This window comes from Pedobacter sp. GR22-6, assembly GCF_037402555.1.
In the GTDB taxonomy this organism is placed as follows: domain Bacteria; phylum Bacteroidota; class Bacteroidia; order Sphingobacteriales; family Sphingobacteriaceae; genus Pedobacter.
In genome coordinates this window covers 771,108-787,870 of the sequence record NZ_JBBEUC010000003.1, presented here as the reverse complement: position 1 = coordinate 787,870, position 16,763 = coordinate 771,108, and the positions used below count along the sequence as shown (strand labels likewise).

The following is a 16,763-nucleotide window of genomic DNA, read 5'->3' as shown; positions in this document are numbered from 1 at the left end:
TGAATACCCCATCCTGACATTCAGCTTGTCTTACTATTGATATCCATGAAAAAAGACGAAATAACCCAGCTGACAGAAAATTTTAAAAGCGGAAAAGCAAGTGAAGCAGAACTTGCTTTGCTGGAAAGCTGGTACTTAAACTACAAAGAGCCGGAGCCCTACGAACTTGACATTGAAGAACGCTCAAAAGACCTCGAAGCAGTATTCCTAAAACTGCAGGAAACGCAGCAGCCAATAAAGCGGAGACTATGGCCCAGATTGTCCATAGCGGCTTCCTTACTGGTTCTGCTGTCGGTCAGTCTATACTTATACCTCAACCAAAGCCCAATGAGCCTTGAACAGGCCGCGATCAAAAGCGGCATAAAACCAGGGGGCAATAAAGCGTACCTCACGCTGGCTGATGGAACCAGAATTACCCTTACAGAAGCTAAAAATGGCGAGCTGGCCCAACAATCGGGGATCAGCATAACCAAAACAGCAGATGGGACTATAGTATATACTGCGGTAGAGCAGAGCAGTGGTCCGGCTTCCTCCAATACTTTTGAAACACCAAAAGGCGGACAGTATCAGTTGCAGCTCCCTGATGGCAGTAAAGTCTGGCTCAATGCCGCTTCCTCTCTCACTTATCCCACAAGTTTTGCCGCGCTGAAAGAACGACGGGTATCGCTCAAAGGTGAAGGATATTTTGAGATCAGCAAAGATGCGGAAAAACCATTCATCGTTCAGACCGGTGTACAGGAGGTTAAAGTACTCGGCACACATTTTAATATCGACGCTTATGAAACTGCTATAAAGACAACACTGATTGAAGGCAGTGTAAAAATCCGCACAAAAACTGAAGAGAAGACTTTGCATCCTGGCGAACAATCTTCTGCCCGGGCAGATCAGATTGATGTTCAGGCTGCCGACCTATACCAGGCTATGGCCTGGAAAAATGGAGATTTTGTATTCGAAGGCGCGTCGCTGGGTTCCATTATGAACCAGATCAGCAGGTGGTACAACGTAGATTTAAGCTATGAAGGGCAAATTGCAGACCTGCAGTTTGGAGGTTCCATTTCCAGGACAAAAAGTATCCACGAGGTACTCCGTGTTTTGGAAATGACTAAAGGAGTCCACTTTAAAATTGAAGGAAGGAGGATATTAGTTATGCCATAACCTTACTTAAATGGGATAGCTAAAAAAGAAACAGGAGCGTTGGCGCGCTCCTATTCCGGATTAGGGTCCTATAATTCCAATATTGAGTCAAAACAATAATCTTATCAATAAACCCAAACAAATGTATAAAATTTACTCTAGAAAAGAGTATGACGTGACCTGTCATGCTAAAAATCAGCTGTTTGCAAAGAGCTGGGTTAATGTTCTCAGACAACCAAACCTAACAAAATGGCTTATGAGGATAAACCTTACTATCATTTTATTAACATCTGTCTTTATGCAGTCGTCCATCGCTGCAAATGGGCAAAGCATTTCCCTGAACAGGAAGGGTGTATCGCTCACTGAAGTGTTCAAAGAAATCAAAAAGCAAACAGGATATGATTTTGTCTACAGATATGACGTTATCAAGCGAGCTAAAACGATTAGCCTAAATGTAAAAGAAGAATCACTGGTTCGTGTACTGGACAAATGTTTTTATGGGCAGCCACTCAGCTATTCTATAGAAAACAACACCATTGTGGTGAGGGAAAAAGAATTGGCTGCCAGAACCACAGAAGCCAGACCTGCAGATATTCTGATCCGCGGGATCATCAAAGACGAATCTGGCCTGCCCCTTCCGGGCGCAGGTGTGAAGGTCAAGGGTGGCTCTGCTGCTGTATCCTCTGAAGTAGATGGAACATTCAGCATCAGGGTTCCGGATGAAAAAGCCATTCTCGTGGTCAGCTACATCGGTTATGAAACTCTTGAAGTCCCAGTAGGTACACAAGGTACACTGAGCATCCAGCTCAAACCTTCAGGAACCGCACTGAATGAAGTGGAAATTGCGGTAGTGGCATTTGGTACACAAAAGAAAGAAAGTCTTGTCGGCGCACAATCTTCTGTAAAAGCTTCGGACCTGAAGCAGCCGGTAGCCAACATCAGCTCCATGCTTGCTGGCCGCCTACCTGGATTGATCGCCGTGAACAGAAATGGGGAGCCGGGTTCTGATCAGGCAGACATCTGGATCCGTGGAATTACCAATATCGGTGGCGACCGTAACCCACTGATCGTAGTAGATGGGGTACCCAACAGGCCGATCAACGGGTTAAGTCCATATGATATTGAATCTTTCACCATCCTTAAGGATGCTGCGGCCACAGCAGTGTACGGTATCCGTGGTGCAAACGGTGTAATCCTCGTAGTGACCAAACAAGGTAAAATAGGCAAGCCGCAAATTGGTGTTGACTATTTCCAGGGTCTGACCACCTTTACAAAGAAGCCAGAGCTGATTGACGGAGTTGACTATATGAACCTGGCGAATGAAGCAGGTCTTACAGAATTTGTAAGGACAGCAAATACTGGAACCTATACCCCAAGATACAGTGCCGCAACAATCGCAAAAACAGCTTCAGGAGAAGATCCTATCCTTTATCCGAATGTAGATTGGCTGGATGCCATTTTCAGGAAATTTGGCCAGAACCGTACCGTTACCACCAATCTTTCCGGTGGTGTAAATAATGCACGCTATTACGTATCACTCGGTTATTATGATGAAACCGGTTTATTTAAGACCGATGATTCACAATCTTATAATGCCACTCAGAAATATTCAAGATATACGGTAAGTACAAACCTTGACTGGGATGTAACTTCCAGCACAAAAGTAAACCTGGGCATTAGGGGAGTACTTGGTCAGGGCAACAACCCCGGTGTGGACAATGCACAGGGTGTGTTTAACCAGGCTTTTCAGATCAACCCTACTTCATTTCCAATCATGTACCCTAACGGTTATATTCCAGGGATCAGTGCGCAGTCGGACCAGAGAAATCCTTATGCCGATATCACCAGAAGGGGTTACCGTACGTATTACAACAATACCTTGTTTTCAAACCTGCGTTTGACACAAGACCTAAAAGTCCTGACGCCAGGCTTATCTGTTACAGGAATGTTCTCCTTTGACGTAGCCAACAGCAATAGTGTGAACAGGAACAAGAGGGAAAGTACTTATTACATCAATCCGAATGACCCTTACAATGCAGACGGATCTTACAAATACGGACAGACCTTGCAGGGACAAAACTTCCTGGGCTATGCATTTGCCAATGGAGGTGATAAAAAATTGTATGCCGAACTTGCTATGAATTATAAAAGGGATTTTGGTAAACACTCCGTATCAGGTCTGGTACTCTACAACCAGAATGACAACCTCACCCCTTTTGCGGGTAACTTTACCTTGTCTATCCCTTACCGGATGATGGGCGTAGCCGGCCGTGCAAGTTATTCTTACGACAACCGCTATTTTGCAGAGGTCAACTTAGGTTACAACGGTTCTGAGAACTTTGCACCCGACAAACGCTTCGGATTGTTCCCTGCATTTGGTGTGGGATGGATTTTATCTAACGAGAAATTCTTCGAAAGCCTGAAAGATGCATTCCAACTGGTGAAGTTCAGGTATTCTGACGGTATTGTAGGTTCAGGAGGTAGTTCATCAGGTTATGCAGGATCGGAAGGCGAACGTTTCTATTACCTTACAAAAGTAGGAGATGCCAACGGTTATTCTTTTGGTCTGAGCCGTACCGGTATCAATGGATTAAACGTTACCGCTTATGGAGTAGATGTGACCTGGTCAGAAACCCGCAAACAGGATCTGGGTTTTGAATTGAAATCATTCAACAACAACCTCTCCCTGATCGTAGATTTATTTAAAGAGCATAGAACCGGGATCTTCCTTGGCAGGGGTGTGGTGCCCAACTATATCGGCTTGGTATCCAATCCTTCCGGTAACCTTGGGGAGACCAAAAATAAAGGTATCGATGGATCCCTTGAATACAACGCCAGGTTCAGCAAGGATCTGGACATTACCTTCAGGGCCAACTATACCTACAACAAAGATCAGATCATTGAAAATGATCAGGCACCTACCAAATATGCCTATCAGGAGTTAAGAGGTAGCAACATCCTTGCACGTACCGGTTATATTGCTGAAAAACTATTCGAGAGCCAGGCAGAAATCAATGCTAGCGCAAAGCAGTTCGGCACATTGCTTCCAGGGGATATCAAATATAAAGACCTCAATAATGATGGCATCATTGATGCTTTTGACCGTACAATCATTGGACGTGGTGACGTTCCTTCAGCCATGTATGGATTTGGTTTTTCAGCCAGGTATAAAGGTTTTGATCTGGGTGCATTTTTCCAGGGTCAGCATAACGCAGACATCATGTTGAGTGGAGACGCGTTGCAGCCTTTCACCGCATCAGGTGGTCTTGGAAACTTACATTCTATTGCGACAGACCGCTGGACAGTTGAAAACCCACGTCAGGATGCTTTCTATCCACGCCTTTCTTACGGTGTTAACAACAACAATTTCCAGTCCAGTACCTGGTGGCAGCGTGATATCAGCTTCCTGCGTCTGAAGAACCTAGATTTGGGTTATACACTTAACAAAGGAATCAGGGCAATCGGTGTCAACAAACTGAGGGTATATTTTACCGGATACAATGTATTTACCATCAGCGATTTCAAAATATGGGATCCTGAACTTGCTTCCAACAATGGAACAAAATATCCTTTGGTGTCTACTTATTCACTCGGTTTAACCGCTAATTTTTAATCATATGAAGAAGATATATATATTCACCATAGCCGCCTTATTCATCCTCGGCAATTATGGATGTAAAAAGTTCCTGGACCAGGTACCGGATGACAGGTTGACTTTTGATGAATCTTTTGCGACAAAATCTACTGTTGACAGACTGCTGGCCAACGTCTACTCGACCATGCCCGATGAAATGCAACAGCGCTTTCCTGCCAATGGATATACCGCTGGTCCATGGACAGGAGCTTCTGATGAAGCTGACTATACCCTGCCCAGCAGTTTTTCCAACAATTTAAACAGTGGAAACTGGGATGCGACAACCGGTCAGGTCAATACCATCTGGCAATTGTACTATAGAGGTATACAGGCTTCCAGTAATTTCATTGCCAATGTAGACAAATGTACCGACTGTAACATCAGTGGAACCGACTACATCAACAGGTATAAAAATGAAGCCAGGGCCCTGCGTGCCATCTATTACTATTACCTGCTGCGTCAATACGGACCAATAGTTCTGCTGGGCAACAACCCTATTGCTGCTGATGCACCAATTGAAGCCATTAGTATCCCCAGAAGTTCTTTTGATGAATGCGTAGAATACATCGTCAGCGAACTCGATGCTGCTTCGGCAGGTCTTCCTGCCCTGCCTTCTGCCAATGAAGATTATGGCAGAATCAATAAAGCAGTAGTTCATGCTTATAAAGTACAGGTACTGCTTACCGCAGCCAGCCCATTGTTCAACGGAAATACGGATTATGCAACTTTGGTGAACAAGGACGGCAAACAATTGATCAGCCAGACTTATAGTGCCGCAAAATGGTCACGTGCCGCTACAGCTGCGAAGTCTTTCATCACCACGTATCCCAACTTCACACTATTTAAGAAAGCACACCCTACAGCACCTTCTGTGTTTAATAACGCCTTCGTTGCTTGTAGAGACGTCATGCTGACAGACTGGAACTCAGAAGTAATCCTGGCTAAGCCCAATGCAGATGTGACTAACCTTCAGTACAACATGACCCCGAACCATAGCAACGGCTCCGGCAGTGACAAAGGAGGTTCTTTCCTTTCTGCTTCACAGCAATTGGTAGAAGCCTACTTCATGGCGAATGGCAAACCGACAGATGACGCCACTTCAGGTTTTACGAGGACAGGTTTCACCAATTTCCAGGCGCCTGACGACAATGCTGTAAGATCAGTACAAAATATGTATGTGGATAGGGAAGCGCGTTTTTACGTAGGCATCACTTACACCAACCGCAAGTGGATCAATCCGAACACCACACTCATTACTAGTTTCGAATTCAATGGAAATGCGGGACGTGGAAGTATCAGCAACAATGATTATTCTTCTACAGGTTATACCCAACGCAAAAACCGCGGCTTAAGTGGTGATGGTGGAAGAACAGCGATCATGATCCGCCTGGCAGAGATCTATCTGGACTACGCGGAGGCGGCATACGAAGCCAATCCTGCTGATCCGGATGTTTTGATCTACCTGAACCTAATCAGGGAGCGCGCAGGTATTCCTCAATATGGAACCGGTGCAGGTATGTTGCCTGTACCTGCTGATCTGCGTGATGCCATCAGAAGAGAAAGAAGGGTAGAGCTCGCTTTTGAATCTCACCGTTATTTTGATACCAGAAGATGGAAGATTGCCGAAAGCACTGAGAGATCCATCCTTGGATTGGACATCGGTAAGAATGCCGCTACCGGATTCTACAACATTGTTCAGCAAGAATCAAGGGTATTCGAAAAGAAACATTATCTCTGGCCTATCCCAAATGGAGAAGTACAGAAAGTACCATTAGTGGTGCAAAACACGGGCTGGTAAAGCCGAAGATCATCCCTATAAAAGAGGAGCGACAGGTTTGTCGCTCCTCTTTTATGAATAGGATAAACCATCGTTTAAACCGGTAACCTGTTCAGCTCGATATCATCCGGCGTTACAAAGATCAGCGGCACCTTTTCCACATCCACATAACTGGAATCCAGACCAAAGCTCCGCTCTTCAGAAAGACTCAGGCGTTTCAGGATGAAATAATAATCCATGATCGTCCTTTCATAAAAACTGAGTTTAGAGAATTTTGACAAATGTTTTTCCAGCAGCACGAAGCGGAAATCACCCGCAATCTTATGCTTGTTTAACGAGGTGTACTGACTGGTAATATCTACCTCTCCATTTTTTACCAGTTCCTCAATCACCTTACGGTAAAGCAGGTTCACCCGTTGCTCTACCCGGAATCCAAGCTTAAAATCGATCCGGATGAGTTTTCCTGGGATCAGGAATTCAACTTTGTAATCGCGGGTATAAGGCTCATCTACTACATCCACATGCACGAGCCAATAAATATCTGCCCGCTTTGGCTCCTTCTGAATGATGGAATAAATGATCTTCGATTCGATCTCCGTCTTGAAGTTAGCACTCGTCAGGTACACCAGTTGCGATGAGTATTTTGGTACAGAAATGTCATTGCTTAGCTCGCTGATGATGGGATAATAATCTTCTATCTCCACATACTTCACAAAGCGGTTTTTGATCTTCCTGGCCACGTACCAGCTCCACATGACCGTAAACAATGCGGAACCGATCATTACCGTTACCCAACCCCCATGGAAGAATTTTGCCATGTTACCTACCAGGAAGGTTAGTTCCAGCAAACCATAGATAATCAGGAATATCACAATTGCATAAATCGGGATTTTCTTGCGTTTCATGTAAGCCGCAATCAATATGCTCGTTGCGAGAAAGGTGAGGTTGATGGCCAGGCCATAAGCACCCTCCATTGCCCCGGAGCTCCGGAAAATAAAAACAATGCAAACACAACCAGCCCATAAGATCCAGTTGATAGAAGGGACATAAATCTGTCCTTTCTGGTTGCTCGGATAGTTGATCCGTACCTTTGGCCAGAGATTGAGTCTTACCGCCTCAGAGATCAGGGTAAAAGAACCGGTGATCATCGCCTGACTGGCAATTACTGCGGCACAGGTAGCCAATGCGACCATGAAGAGCAGATATTGAGGCGGCACAATCTCAAAAAAAGGATTCAGTGATTTGTCGTAATTGCCATGTTCCAAGACCCAGACGCCCTGACCAAGGTAACTGAAAATGAGCATGATTTTTACAAATATCCAGCTGACCCTGATGTTCTTCCTGCCGCAGTGCCCCATATCTGAATACAAAGCTTCTGCCCCCGTAGTACATAAAAATACACCGCCAAGAATCAGCAAAGCCATCGGGTTATTTACGAGCAGGTTGTAGGCATAATAAGGGTTCAGTGCACGTAGGATACTGAGGTCGCGGATGACAAATAGAAATCCCAACACCCCCAGGGTGGTAAACCACAGCAGCATGACCGGTCCGAATAACTTGCCGACCAGATCGGTTCCAAACTGCTGGATGATAAACAATACAGTGATGATGGCGATGACGATGGGAATCACCTCTACATTTGGGAATTTTAGCTGAAGCCCCTCAATCGCAGAAGTTACTGTGATACTGGGCGTAATGATGCCATCTGCGAGCAGGGCACATCCTCCTATCACTGCGGGGATGACCAGCCATTTGGCATTCTTCCTGACCAGCGAGTACAGGGAAAATATGCCCCCCTCCCCTTTGTTATCTGCCCTGAGCGTAATCACAACATATTTGATGGTGGTCTGTAAGGTGAGTGTCCAGATGATACAAGACAAAGCACCGAGTACCAAATTCACATCAATCTCTTGTCCGCCACCTACCGCGGAATTGAAAATCGCCTTAAGGGTATACAATGGTGAGGTACCAATATCCCCGTAAACAATGCCCAGGCTAACCAATAAACCTCCAGCGCTGAGGGCGTTTAATTTTTTATGACTCGTCACTTCTCTCTATTTTTGGCGATAAAATTACGGCAATAAGAACTTGCAAACGTAAGAACCTGTTAAATATTGTTAAATATTTATTTAATGAACAAATTCCTTGATTTTTTTGTTTTATTATTTATATTTTTGGCAGTATCCAAACATGAGCACAAAACTACGAACAGCGCTTTTAATGAACATCTTTTGCCTCATATGCCTGAGCATACTGAGCAGTGAGATGGTTTTTGCTCAAAAGCCGGATAGTTCCATCAACAGCATCAGATCTAAAAGGATCAACAAAACACCACAGATCAAAGTCAATATTCCTACATATAAACCCAGATACAACCTTGGTGTCATTCAATATAGCGATCTGGTATCTGCAAAAACTGTTGCAAACAGTACACCTGCAAAAGCAGAAAAAGTATTGACTGTACTGAAAGTTTATCCAAACCCAGTGGACGACCAGGTGAGCCTGCTCCTGAGGATGGACAAAGAGTCTAATCTTTCCGTAAAGATTATGGATTTGCTGGGGAATGAGGTCGTCACGCTCTCCAATGAACGCATTCCATCTGGAGAGCAAACCAAAAGCTATACGATCCCTAACAGGCTAAACACAGGTATTTACTTTCTGAAGATTGCTGCAGGTGCTGAGACCGTAGTGAAACGCATCTCCGTTTTATAATTCGCCTTTCCCGTATTCTTTCCTATTTTTGTTTGCATGAAGATCATCGCAATAGGACGCAACTACGCTGCACATGCCAAAGAACTGAACAATCCTGTTCCGGGAAATCCGGTCATATTCCTGAAACCCGATACTGCAGTACTGAAAGATAATAAACCATTTTATATCCCTGATTTCTCTTCAGACATCCACTATGAACTTGAAGTAGTGCTTAAAATCTGCAAGGAAGGTAAACACATCGCAGAAAAGTTTGCCCCCAAATACTACGAGGAGATCGGCCTGGGCATAGATTTCACCGCCCGGGACATCCAGTCCCTGCATAAGGAAAAAGGACTGCCCTGGGAACTGGCCAAAGCCTTCGACAATTCTGCCGCCATTAGCAATTTCATCCCGAAATCGGAGATCGCTGACCTGCAGGACCTGGAATTTGAACTGAAAATCAATCAGGAACGCCGGCAACTGGGCAATACCAGCCATATGCTCTTTTCATTTGACTACATCATCTCTTTCGTATCCCGCTACATCACACTCAAAAAAGGCGACCTTATCTTTACCGGTACACCGGAGGGTGTGGGAAAGGTTAAACAAGGAGACAAGCTGGAGGCGTTTATGCAAGGCAAACCATTTCTTAATTTCGACATCAAATAATACAGATGAACAGTAAACACTTCATGCTGATCATCCTGAGCATCCTTTGCCTGGACGTTCAGGCGCAGCAGGTCTTCAGCAACAATAAATATCCGCTGGTCGATTTCAGGCCTCCCCTGGACATTGTACCACCGGCACTGGCAGGCTCGTTTGGCGAGCTCCGTGCCAATCATTTTCATTCCGGAATGGATTACCGCACGAACCAGCGCGAAGGCTACCCAGTTTATGCCATTGCAGATGGCTATATTTCCCGCCTGCGTGTACAGAACAGCGGTTTCGGACTTGCCTTATACATTAACCATCCGAACGGCTACACTTCTGTGTACGGCCACCTGCAAAGGTTTAATGGCAAGATTGGCCAGCAGGTGAAGTCTGTTCAGTATCAGAAGAAATCTTATGAGATAGATGAATTTCCTAATGCACTGTTGATCCCCGTACGCAAAGGGGATGTCATTGCCTATACGGGAAATACGGGCAGTTCAGGCGGGCCGCATCTCCATTTCGAGATCAGGGATACCAAGACCGAAGCGACCATCAATCCACAACTGTTTGGCCTGGAGATCCCAGACAATATTCCTCCCGTGATCTATTCCATGTATGTGTACCGCCTCAACAAAAAGCCTTTCAATGAATCGATCCCAAAACAGTATTTCCAGGTCAGCGGTGCATCCGGAAATTATCGCCTCAACAGCGTGAGTACCATCAACCTCAGCGGTGAGGTCGGTTTCGGTATTGTAGCTACCGATAGGCACAATGGAGCTTCTGGACTCAACGGGGTGTATTCCATAGAACTGGAACTGGACGGTCAGCGCATTTTCACTTCCGCACTGGAACGGTTCAGCTTTGAAAACAGCAAGGCCATCAATTCGCACATCGACTACCCTACTTACCTCAACACCAAGCGCAGCATTCAGAAAAGCTTTGTAGACCCTGGAAACCCATTGCAGATCTACAGCAACCTGGTGAACAATGGACGAATCACTTTTACCGATGGAAAGTTACACCAACTTCAATATACCGTCACAGATGGTAAGGGGAATAAAAGCACGCTCGCTTTCAAAGTTCAGGCCGATTCCAAAGCCGTGATTGACCCACCCGAAGCTCCGGCCGGAAGCAGCCTATACGCCTTTAGCAATGTCAACGAATTCAATACCCCTGACTTAAAGGTGATCCTACCCAAAGGCACCTTGTACAATGACCTCAATTTTCAATATAAGAAGTTGACAAGGCCGGCTGGCAATGCTTATTCAGCCATCCACCAAATCCACAACAACCTGACTCCATTGCATACGGGCTTTGAAATCTGGATCAAGGCCGACAGCAGCCTGAGCAAATATCAGGACAAGGCACTTATCGTCAATTCTGGGAGGGGCTCACAGGGCGGCTATTATGAAAATGGCTATGTAAAGGCAAAACCCCGGACCTTTGGCAGTTACCTCATCGCCATAGACACCATTGCACCAGTAATTACCCCTGTGAATATTTCCAATGGCAAAAACATGAACGGCCTCAGCAAAATGTCCTTTAAGATCCGCGACAACATGTCTGGCATCAAGAGCTTCAATGGATATATCGATGGCAAGTGGGTGCTCATGGAATTTGACACCAAGACAGCCTCTTTGTGGCACAGTTTCGATGAAAGCACCGGCCCTGGTAAGCACAGCTTTGAACTTCTGCTCAGTGACATGAAAGAAAATACCAGAAAATATTCCATCACCTTTTATAAATAACGATCATGACTGAATTAAAAGAGGGGCAAAAAGCCCCGGAATTTAGCGCAAAAGACCAACATGGTGACACCATTACCCTGGGTCAGCTTGCAGGCAAAAAAGTGGTATTGTATTTTTATCCAAAGGACGACACCCCAGGTTGCACCGCAGAAGCCTGCGATTTCAGAGACAACTACCAAGGGTTGACCGCCAAAGGAATCACTGTTCTTGGTGTTAGTGTGGATGACGAAAAATCGCATCAGAAATTTGCCAACAAACACAGTCTTCCCTTCACCTTGCTCGCCGATCCGGATAAACAGATTGTGGAAGCCTATGGCGTTTGGGGGGAAAAGAACATGTATGGCAAGAAATACATGGGAACCAACCGTACCACTTTTATCATTGATGAGGCAGGTAATATTGCCCACATCATCACAAAAGTAGATACAAAAAACGCTACCGCACAGGTACTTGATTTGCTTGGACCTTAGTACCTAGCAACTGCTGCATCTTTTCATACAGCTCTGTCGATTTATAGGGCTTGGAGATGTATTCGTTCATTCCTATTGCCATGCATCGTTCACGGTCACCATCCACTGTATGTGCGGTCATGGCAATAATAGGGATCCCTGACTTTTCAGAATCCAGGGCCCTGATGCGGCGACTGGCTTCATAGCCATCCATTTCGGGCATCTGCAGGTCCATCAGTACGATATCGAAATTAGTTTTCTTTAATTTGTCCAGCGCAATCTTACCGTTCTCGGCCATCTCCGTTTCAAAGGAATGTTTTTCCAGGATCTTCTTCGCCAGCAACTGGTTCACCTGGTTATCTTCCACTACCAGTACTTTAACACCTTCCCCTTTCAATTCATAGGATGGGGAGAGCGGACAAGACAAATGTACCTCCTGCAGCATCTTTCCCCCTTCCTGTACCTTCTCAATCTTTTTCAGTGCCCCGTTCAACGTATCCAGCAGGCGTTCACCCGCCTCGATCACCATGTTTAATGATTCGCCGCGTTCCAGGTCCGGCTCCGTTTCCTTCAGGTGCCTGGCAAAACCCAGGATAGCGTTCATTGGTGTACGCATTTCATGGCTCATACTGATCAGAAAACCATGCTGTGCCTGGATATTCTCCTCTACAGTGGCCGTCATTTCATTGAACGCCACAGCAATCATCCCGATCTCATCTTTAGAATAGACCGGCACCCGGGTGGTGACTAATCCAGATCTGATTTTCTCCGCACCTGAAATGATCGCATTTACCCCTTTTTGGAGGTTTCGGTTAATGGATACAGACAATATGATAGTGGCCGTTCCTATTGTAAGCGATAAGGCCAGCACCAATTTTAAGACCAAACTTTCCAGCCAGCGGGCACCCTCTCCAAGAGTAAAAGAAAAATCATCTTCCAGCTTCGTCAGGCGATGGTTGATACCTTCGATATCTTTCAGCAGCACTGCAATCTGTTCATCTCCGGCATTCGACTTGATCAGCCGGTCCAGCTGCTCTCCGATAAGCACGAGTTCTTCAAGTGCAGGTTCTGCATTGGCCCAGGCCGTAAAAGCTTTTTTCAGGTAGTGCACTTCATGAAAGCGGATCAATAATTTCATCATGCCCTCAATATCGTCGGGATGATTTCGTCCCTGTTCCAGATGCTTCCTTGCCAGTTCAAAATCCGGCTTAGGTTTTTGCAGCTCCATCCTCGCGGCCTTATCTCCCATGGGAACAGAAAGAAAGCTCTTAAAAGCGATATAATTTTGCTCCTCATGGGTATGGGCGTATTCCCGCAAATGCATCATGGCATCTTTTTGGGCCTTAGACCATAGCCCCTCCCCCCCTACATAAGAGCGTACAGCAGAAAGGGTTGTGATTGAAAACCACAATGTGCACAATTCAATGAGTACCAGCAAAGCAGTGAACCCAATTGTGAAATATAGTTTGCGGGAAATTGATATATCGCTCAACTTCCTCCCAAAAGCTGTTGTCATAAACACCATCCCTTTTTAATCCAGTAATGCTCAAGAATTGAGCTGGCAGAATTAAAAATAAGATTTAGATTACACTTTAGACAAGAACAGAGTTATTCATTTCATTCAGTTACAGACTGATGCACTACAGCTTTGTTCAGAAATGACGTAACAGCACAAGACTAGGCCTTTGATTTAATCTTGTGGCCATAGACAGAGAAGAACCAAATATAAAGGTAACAAGGCAGCACACTCAGGAAGAAAGCCAGCTGGAAATGCATGCCCGCATAATCTTTCAGGTAACCATAGATCAAAGGCCAGATTGCGCCTCCGGCGATTCCCATGACCATAATAGCAGATCCCGTTTTGGTAAACTTACCCAGCCCTTTGATTCCCAAGGGGAAGATGGCCGGCCACATGAGTGAATTGGCCAGGCCCAAAAGACCTACAAAGATCACTGAGGTATAGCCATCAGTTACATAAGCAGCACAAATGAAGACCACACCAAGGATTGCACAGATTTTGAGGGCCGTTTGCTGGCTCATGTATTTTGGAATGGTAGCGATCCCGATGAAATAACCCACGAGCATACTGGTCAGGGTAAGCGTAGTGAAGTATTTACTAATGTCTGCACTGATGCCAAGTGCTTTTCCATATACGCCAATGATGTCTCCGGCCATGACCTCTGCCGCCACGTACACAAAAATGCAGAAAGCCCCCAGAAACAAATGAGGAAACTGAAAAATGGAAGTTTTGCCGCTTTTCAGTTCTTCTCCCTCCAGTGGTTCCTCCTTATCCAGATCTACCTCAGGAAGGTTAGAAAATTTAATGAACAAAGCAAAAGCCGTGAACAGCAGGGCCAACACAATATATGGGGTATACACACGGCCCAGAACTTCGGCCAGTAAAGCTTCCTTTTCTGCGAAAGTAGTTGCTGGATCGTGGATCTTTGCTTCTATGCCAGATGCATTTTCCAGGAACAGTGTACCCATGATTACCGGCACAATGATGCCAGCAAATTTATTACAAACTCCCATGATGCTCATCCGTTTTGCAGCACTTTCTATAGGTCCAATGATGCTAATGTAAGGGTTGGAAGCTGTTTGCAACAAAGAAAGCGCAGCACCTTGTATAAAAATTCCTGTGAGGAATAAACCAAAACTCCTGGTATTGGCCGCGGGGATGAACACCAGTGACCCGAAGGCCAGGATGAGCAGGCCAAAAATGATCCCGTTTCTGAACCCCATTTTACGGAGGATCCATGAAGAGGGCAATGCAAGAAAAAAATAGGCAATATAGGATGCGAAGGTCACAAGGAAAGCCTCAAAATCTGTTTTCAGACCACAAGCCAGTTTCAAAAATGGGATGAGGGTACTGTTGGCCCAGGTTACAAAGCCAAAGATGAAAAACAGGGCACCTATCACAACGATAGGAGAAACAGCAGAAGATTTGGTTTGGTTGGTCATGGTTTTATGGTTTATCAAAAAAATTGATCACAGCTAAAAGTAGAAAAAACAAAACAGGCCAAATCCAAAAACACTGCGCAAACGTTTGCCTGGATCTGGTTGCTCATATATTTTAAAAAAACAAAACAATTAACAATTGAAGTAAATCAGCACAAATAACAAATAATTTGTTTGAAATAACACAAAAATTCAGTTAATTGTCTAAATATTCATTCCATTTAATCAAATTTTAACGCAAAAAATTCAAAATGATTAAAAACAGATACACAGAATCTTACAATTCTCCAAAAAACACATGGGACGAGATGTTTGATGACACACAAACCGTAAGAAATGAATATAAAAAAGTAATGGAATACCTTGAACTGGAATCTACAGAGGAGCTAAACAAAAAAGAAGAGTTATCCAAGTTACTTTTCATGAGCCAGGGCATCACCTTTACCGTTTATAACAGCGGCGAAGGCGTAGAGAAAATTTTCCCTTTCGACATTGTACCACGCATCATCACTTCCGATGAATGGGAATTTATTGAAACAGGAATAAGGCAGCGGGTCAGGGCACTCAATCTCTTCCTGAAAGATGTATACAGCAACCAGTTCATTATCAAAGACGGCATCGTACCCATCGACGTGATCTATTCCTGTCCGCATTTCCTGCGGGAGATGGTAAATGTGAAAGTGCCACATGACATTTACATCCACATTGCCGGAATCGACCTCATCCGTGACAACGACGGCACCTATTATATCCTGGAAGACAATGTACGTACACCATCAGGTGTAAGCTACATGCTCGAAAACCGGGAGATCACCAAGCGGCTTTTTCCAGACCTGCTGCCCAAATGTAAGGTCAGGAGCGTGACAGAATACCCAAATGTACTCTACAACAACCTACTCTCCCTTTCACCACGCCAAATTGCCAACCCCACTATAGTGTTATTGAGTCCGGGCAGTTTCAATTCTGCTTATTTTGAACATACTACCCTGGCCAGGCTGATGGGAATTGAACTCGTGGAGGGACCAGATCTGATTGTGGAGGACCACAAGGTATACATGAAAACTACTGCCGGCCTGCAGCAGGTAGATGTGATCTACCGAAGGGTAGATGACGAATACCTTGATCCCCTCGCCTTCAATGCGGGCAGCCTGCTCGGCGTAGCCGGACTCATGAGTGCCTACCGGAAGGGGAATGTCACCATTGTGAATGCCGTAGGAAACGGTGTGGCTGACGATAAAGCGGTGTATGTATATGTACCCGACATGATCAAATATTACCTGAACGAAGAGCCTATACTTAAAAACGTCCCCACCTACCAACTGGGCAATCCGGAAGAGATGGCCTATGTGTTCGACAACATCAACCGCATGGTTGTGAAACAAACCAATGGCAGTGGCGGCTACGGCATGCTCATGGGACATGCTGCGAGCCCTGAAGAAATAGAAGCCTATAAGCAGGAAATCCTGAAAGAACCCCGGGCTTTTATTGCCCAACCTACAATCAGCTTGTCGTCCGCCCCCTGTTATATGCAGGGACTGCTACAACCGCGGCGCGTAGATTTCAGGCCTTTTGCACTTTGCGGCCCCAATGGCATAGAGATCATCCCAGGAGGCCTCACCAGGGTCGCCCTTAAAGAAGGCTCCCTCGTTGTCAACAGTTCACAGGGAGGTGGCAGCAAAGACACCTGGGTATTGTCCAAATAAAACATTTCAAACACATCA

11 protein-coding genes are annotated in these 16,763 nt (G+C 45.3%); 8 read left to right on the top strand and 3 right to left on the bottom strand.

Annotated elements, in window-relative coordinates:
- Positions 1-45: 45 nt before the first annotated feature.
- The 3 genes from WAE59_RS17360 to WAE59_RS17350 all read left to right on the top strand — a co-directional run bounded on the left by WAE59_RS17360 (position 46) and on the right by WAE59_RS17350 (position 6,566).
- Positions 46-1,155 (top strand): FecR family protein, encoded by a 1,110-nt coding sequence (locus WAE59_RS17360; RefSeq protein WP_337857229.1) that lies wholly within the window; start codon positions 46-48, stop codon positions 1,153-1,155.
- Between the two features lie 277 nt (positions 1,156-1,432).
- Positions 1,433-4,747: a TonB-dependent receptor gene (locus WAE59_RS17355; protein WP_337857228.1), complete on the top strand. Its 3,315-nt coding sequence runs from the start codon at positions 1,433-1,435 to the stop codon at positions 4,745-4,747.
- 4 nt (positions 4,748-4,751) lie between these two features.
- A complete protein-coding gene (locus WAE59_RS17350; protein ID WP_337857227.1) occupies positions 4,752-6,566 on the top strand; it encodes a RagB/SusD family nutrient uptake outer membrane protein in 1,815 nt (604 codons plus the stop codon).
- Between the two features lie 74 nt (positions 6,567-6,640).
- On the opposite strand, the gene WAE59_RS17345 is transcribed toward WAE59_RS17350, so the two are convergent.
- A complete protein-coding gene (locus tag WAE59_RS17345) occupies positions 6,641-8,593 on the bottom strand; it encodes a KUP/HAK/KT family potassium transporter (protein WP_337857226.1) in 1,953 nt (650 codons plus the stop codon).
- 142 nt (positions 8,594-8,735) lie between these two features.
- On the opposite strand from WAE59_RS17345, the gene WAE59_RS17340 reads away from it, so the two are divergent.
- The 4 genes from WAE59_RS17340 to bcp are packed head-to-tail and all read left to right on the top strand — an operon-like array spanning position 8,736 to position 12,105.
- The gene (locus tag WAE59_RS17340) at positions 8,736-9,257 is read left to right on the top strand and encodes a T9SS type A sorting domain-containing protein (protein ID WP_337857225.1); all 522 of its coding nucleotides are present in this window, start codon (positions 8,736-8,738) and stop codon (positions 9,255-9,257) included.
- 36 nt (positions 9,258-9,293) lie between these two features.
- Positions 9,294-9,905, top strand: a complete 612-nt coding sequence (locus WAE59_RS17335; protein WP_337857224.1) for a fumarylacetoacetate hydrolase family protein — start codon at positions 9,294-9,296, stop codon at positions 9,903-9,905.
- Positions 9,906-9,910: 5 nt separating this feature from the next.
- Positions 9,911-11,635, top strand: coding sequence for a M23 family metallopeptidase (locus WAE59_RS17330; RefSeq protein WP_337857223.1), 1,725 nt, complete (start codon positions 9,911-9,913; stop codon positions 11,633-11,635).
- Positions 11,636-11,640: 5 nt separating this feature from the next.
- Complete coding sequence (gene bcp, locus WAE59_RS17325) at positions 11,641-12,105, top strand: thioredoxin-dependent thiol peroxidase (protein ID WP_337857222.1); 465 nt, start codon at positions 11,641-11,643, stop codon at positions 12,103-12,105.
- On the opposite strand, the gene WAE59_RS17320 is transcribed toward bcp, so the two are convergent.
- Both WAE59_RS17320 and WAE59_RS17315 read right to left on the bottom strand, forming a co-directional pair.
- A complete protein-coding gene (locus WAE59_RS17320) occupies positions 12,071-13,600 on the bottom strand; it encodes a response regulator (protein ID WP_337857221.1) in 1,530 nt (509 codons plus the stop codon). The two genes, bcp and WAE59_RS17320, sit on opposite strands and share 35 nt — an antisense overlap.
- A 161-nt stretch (positions 13,601-13,761) precedes the next feature.
- Entirely contained in the window at positions 13,762-15,045 is a 1,284-nt protein-coding gene (locus tag WAE59_RS17315) for a sugar MFS transporter (RefSeq protein ID WP_337857220.1), read from the bottom strand.
- A gap of 248 nt (positions 15,046-15,293) precedes the next feature.
- Here WAE59_RS17315 and WAE59_RS17310 point away from each other — a divergent pair, with 248 nt between their 5' ends.
- Positions 15,294-16,745: a circularly permuted type 2 ATP-grasp protein gene (locus WAE59_RS17310; protein WP_337857219.1), complete on the top strand. Its 1,452-nt coding sequence runs from the start codon at positions 15,294-15,296 to the stop codon at positions 16,743-16,745.
- The last annotated feature ends 18 nt before the right edge of the window (positions 16,746-16,763 follow it).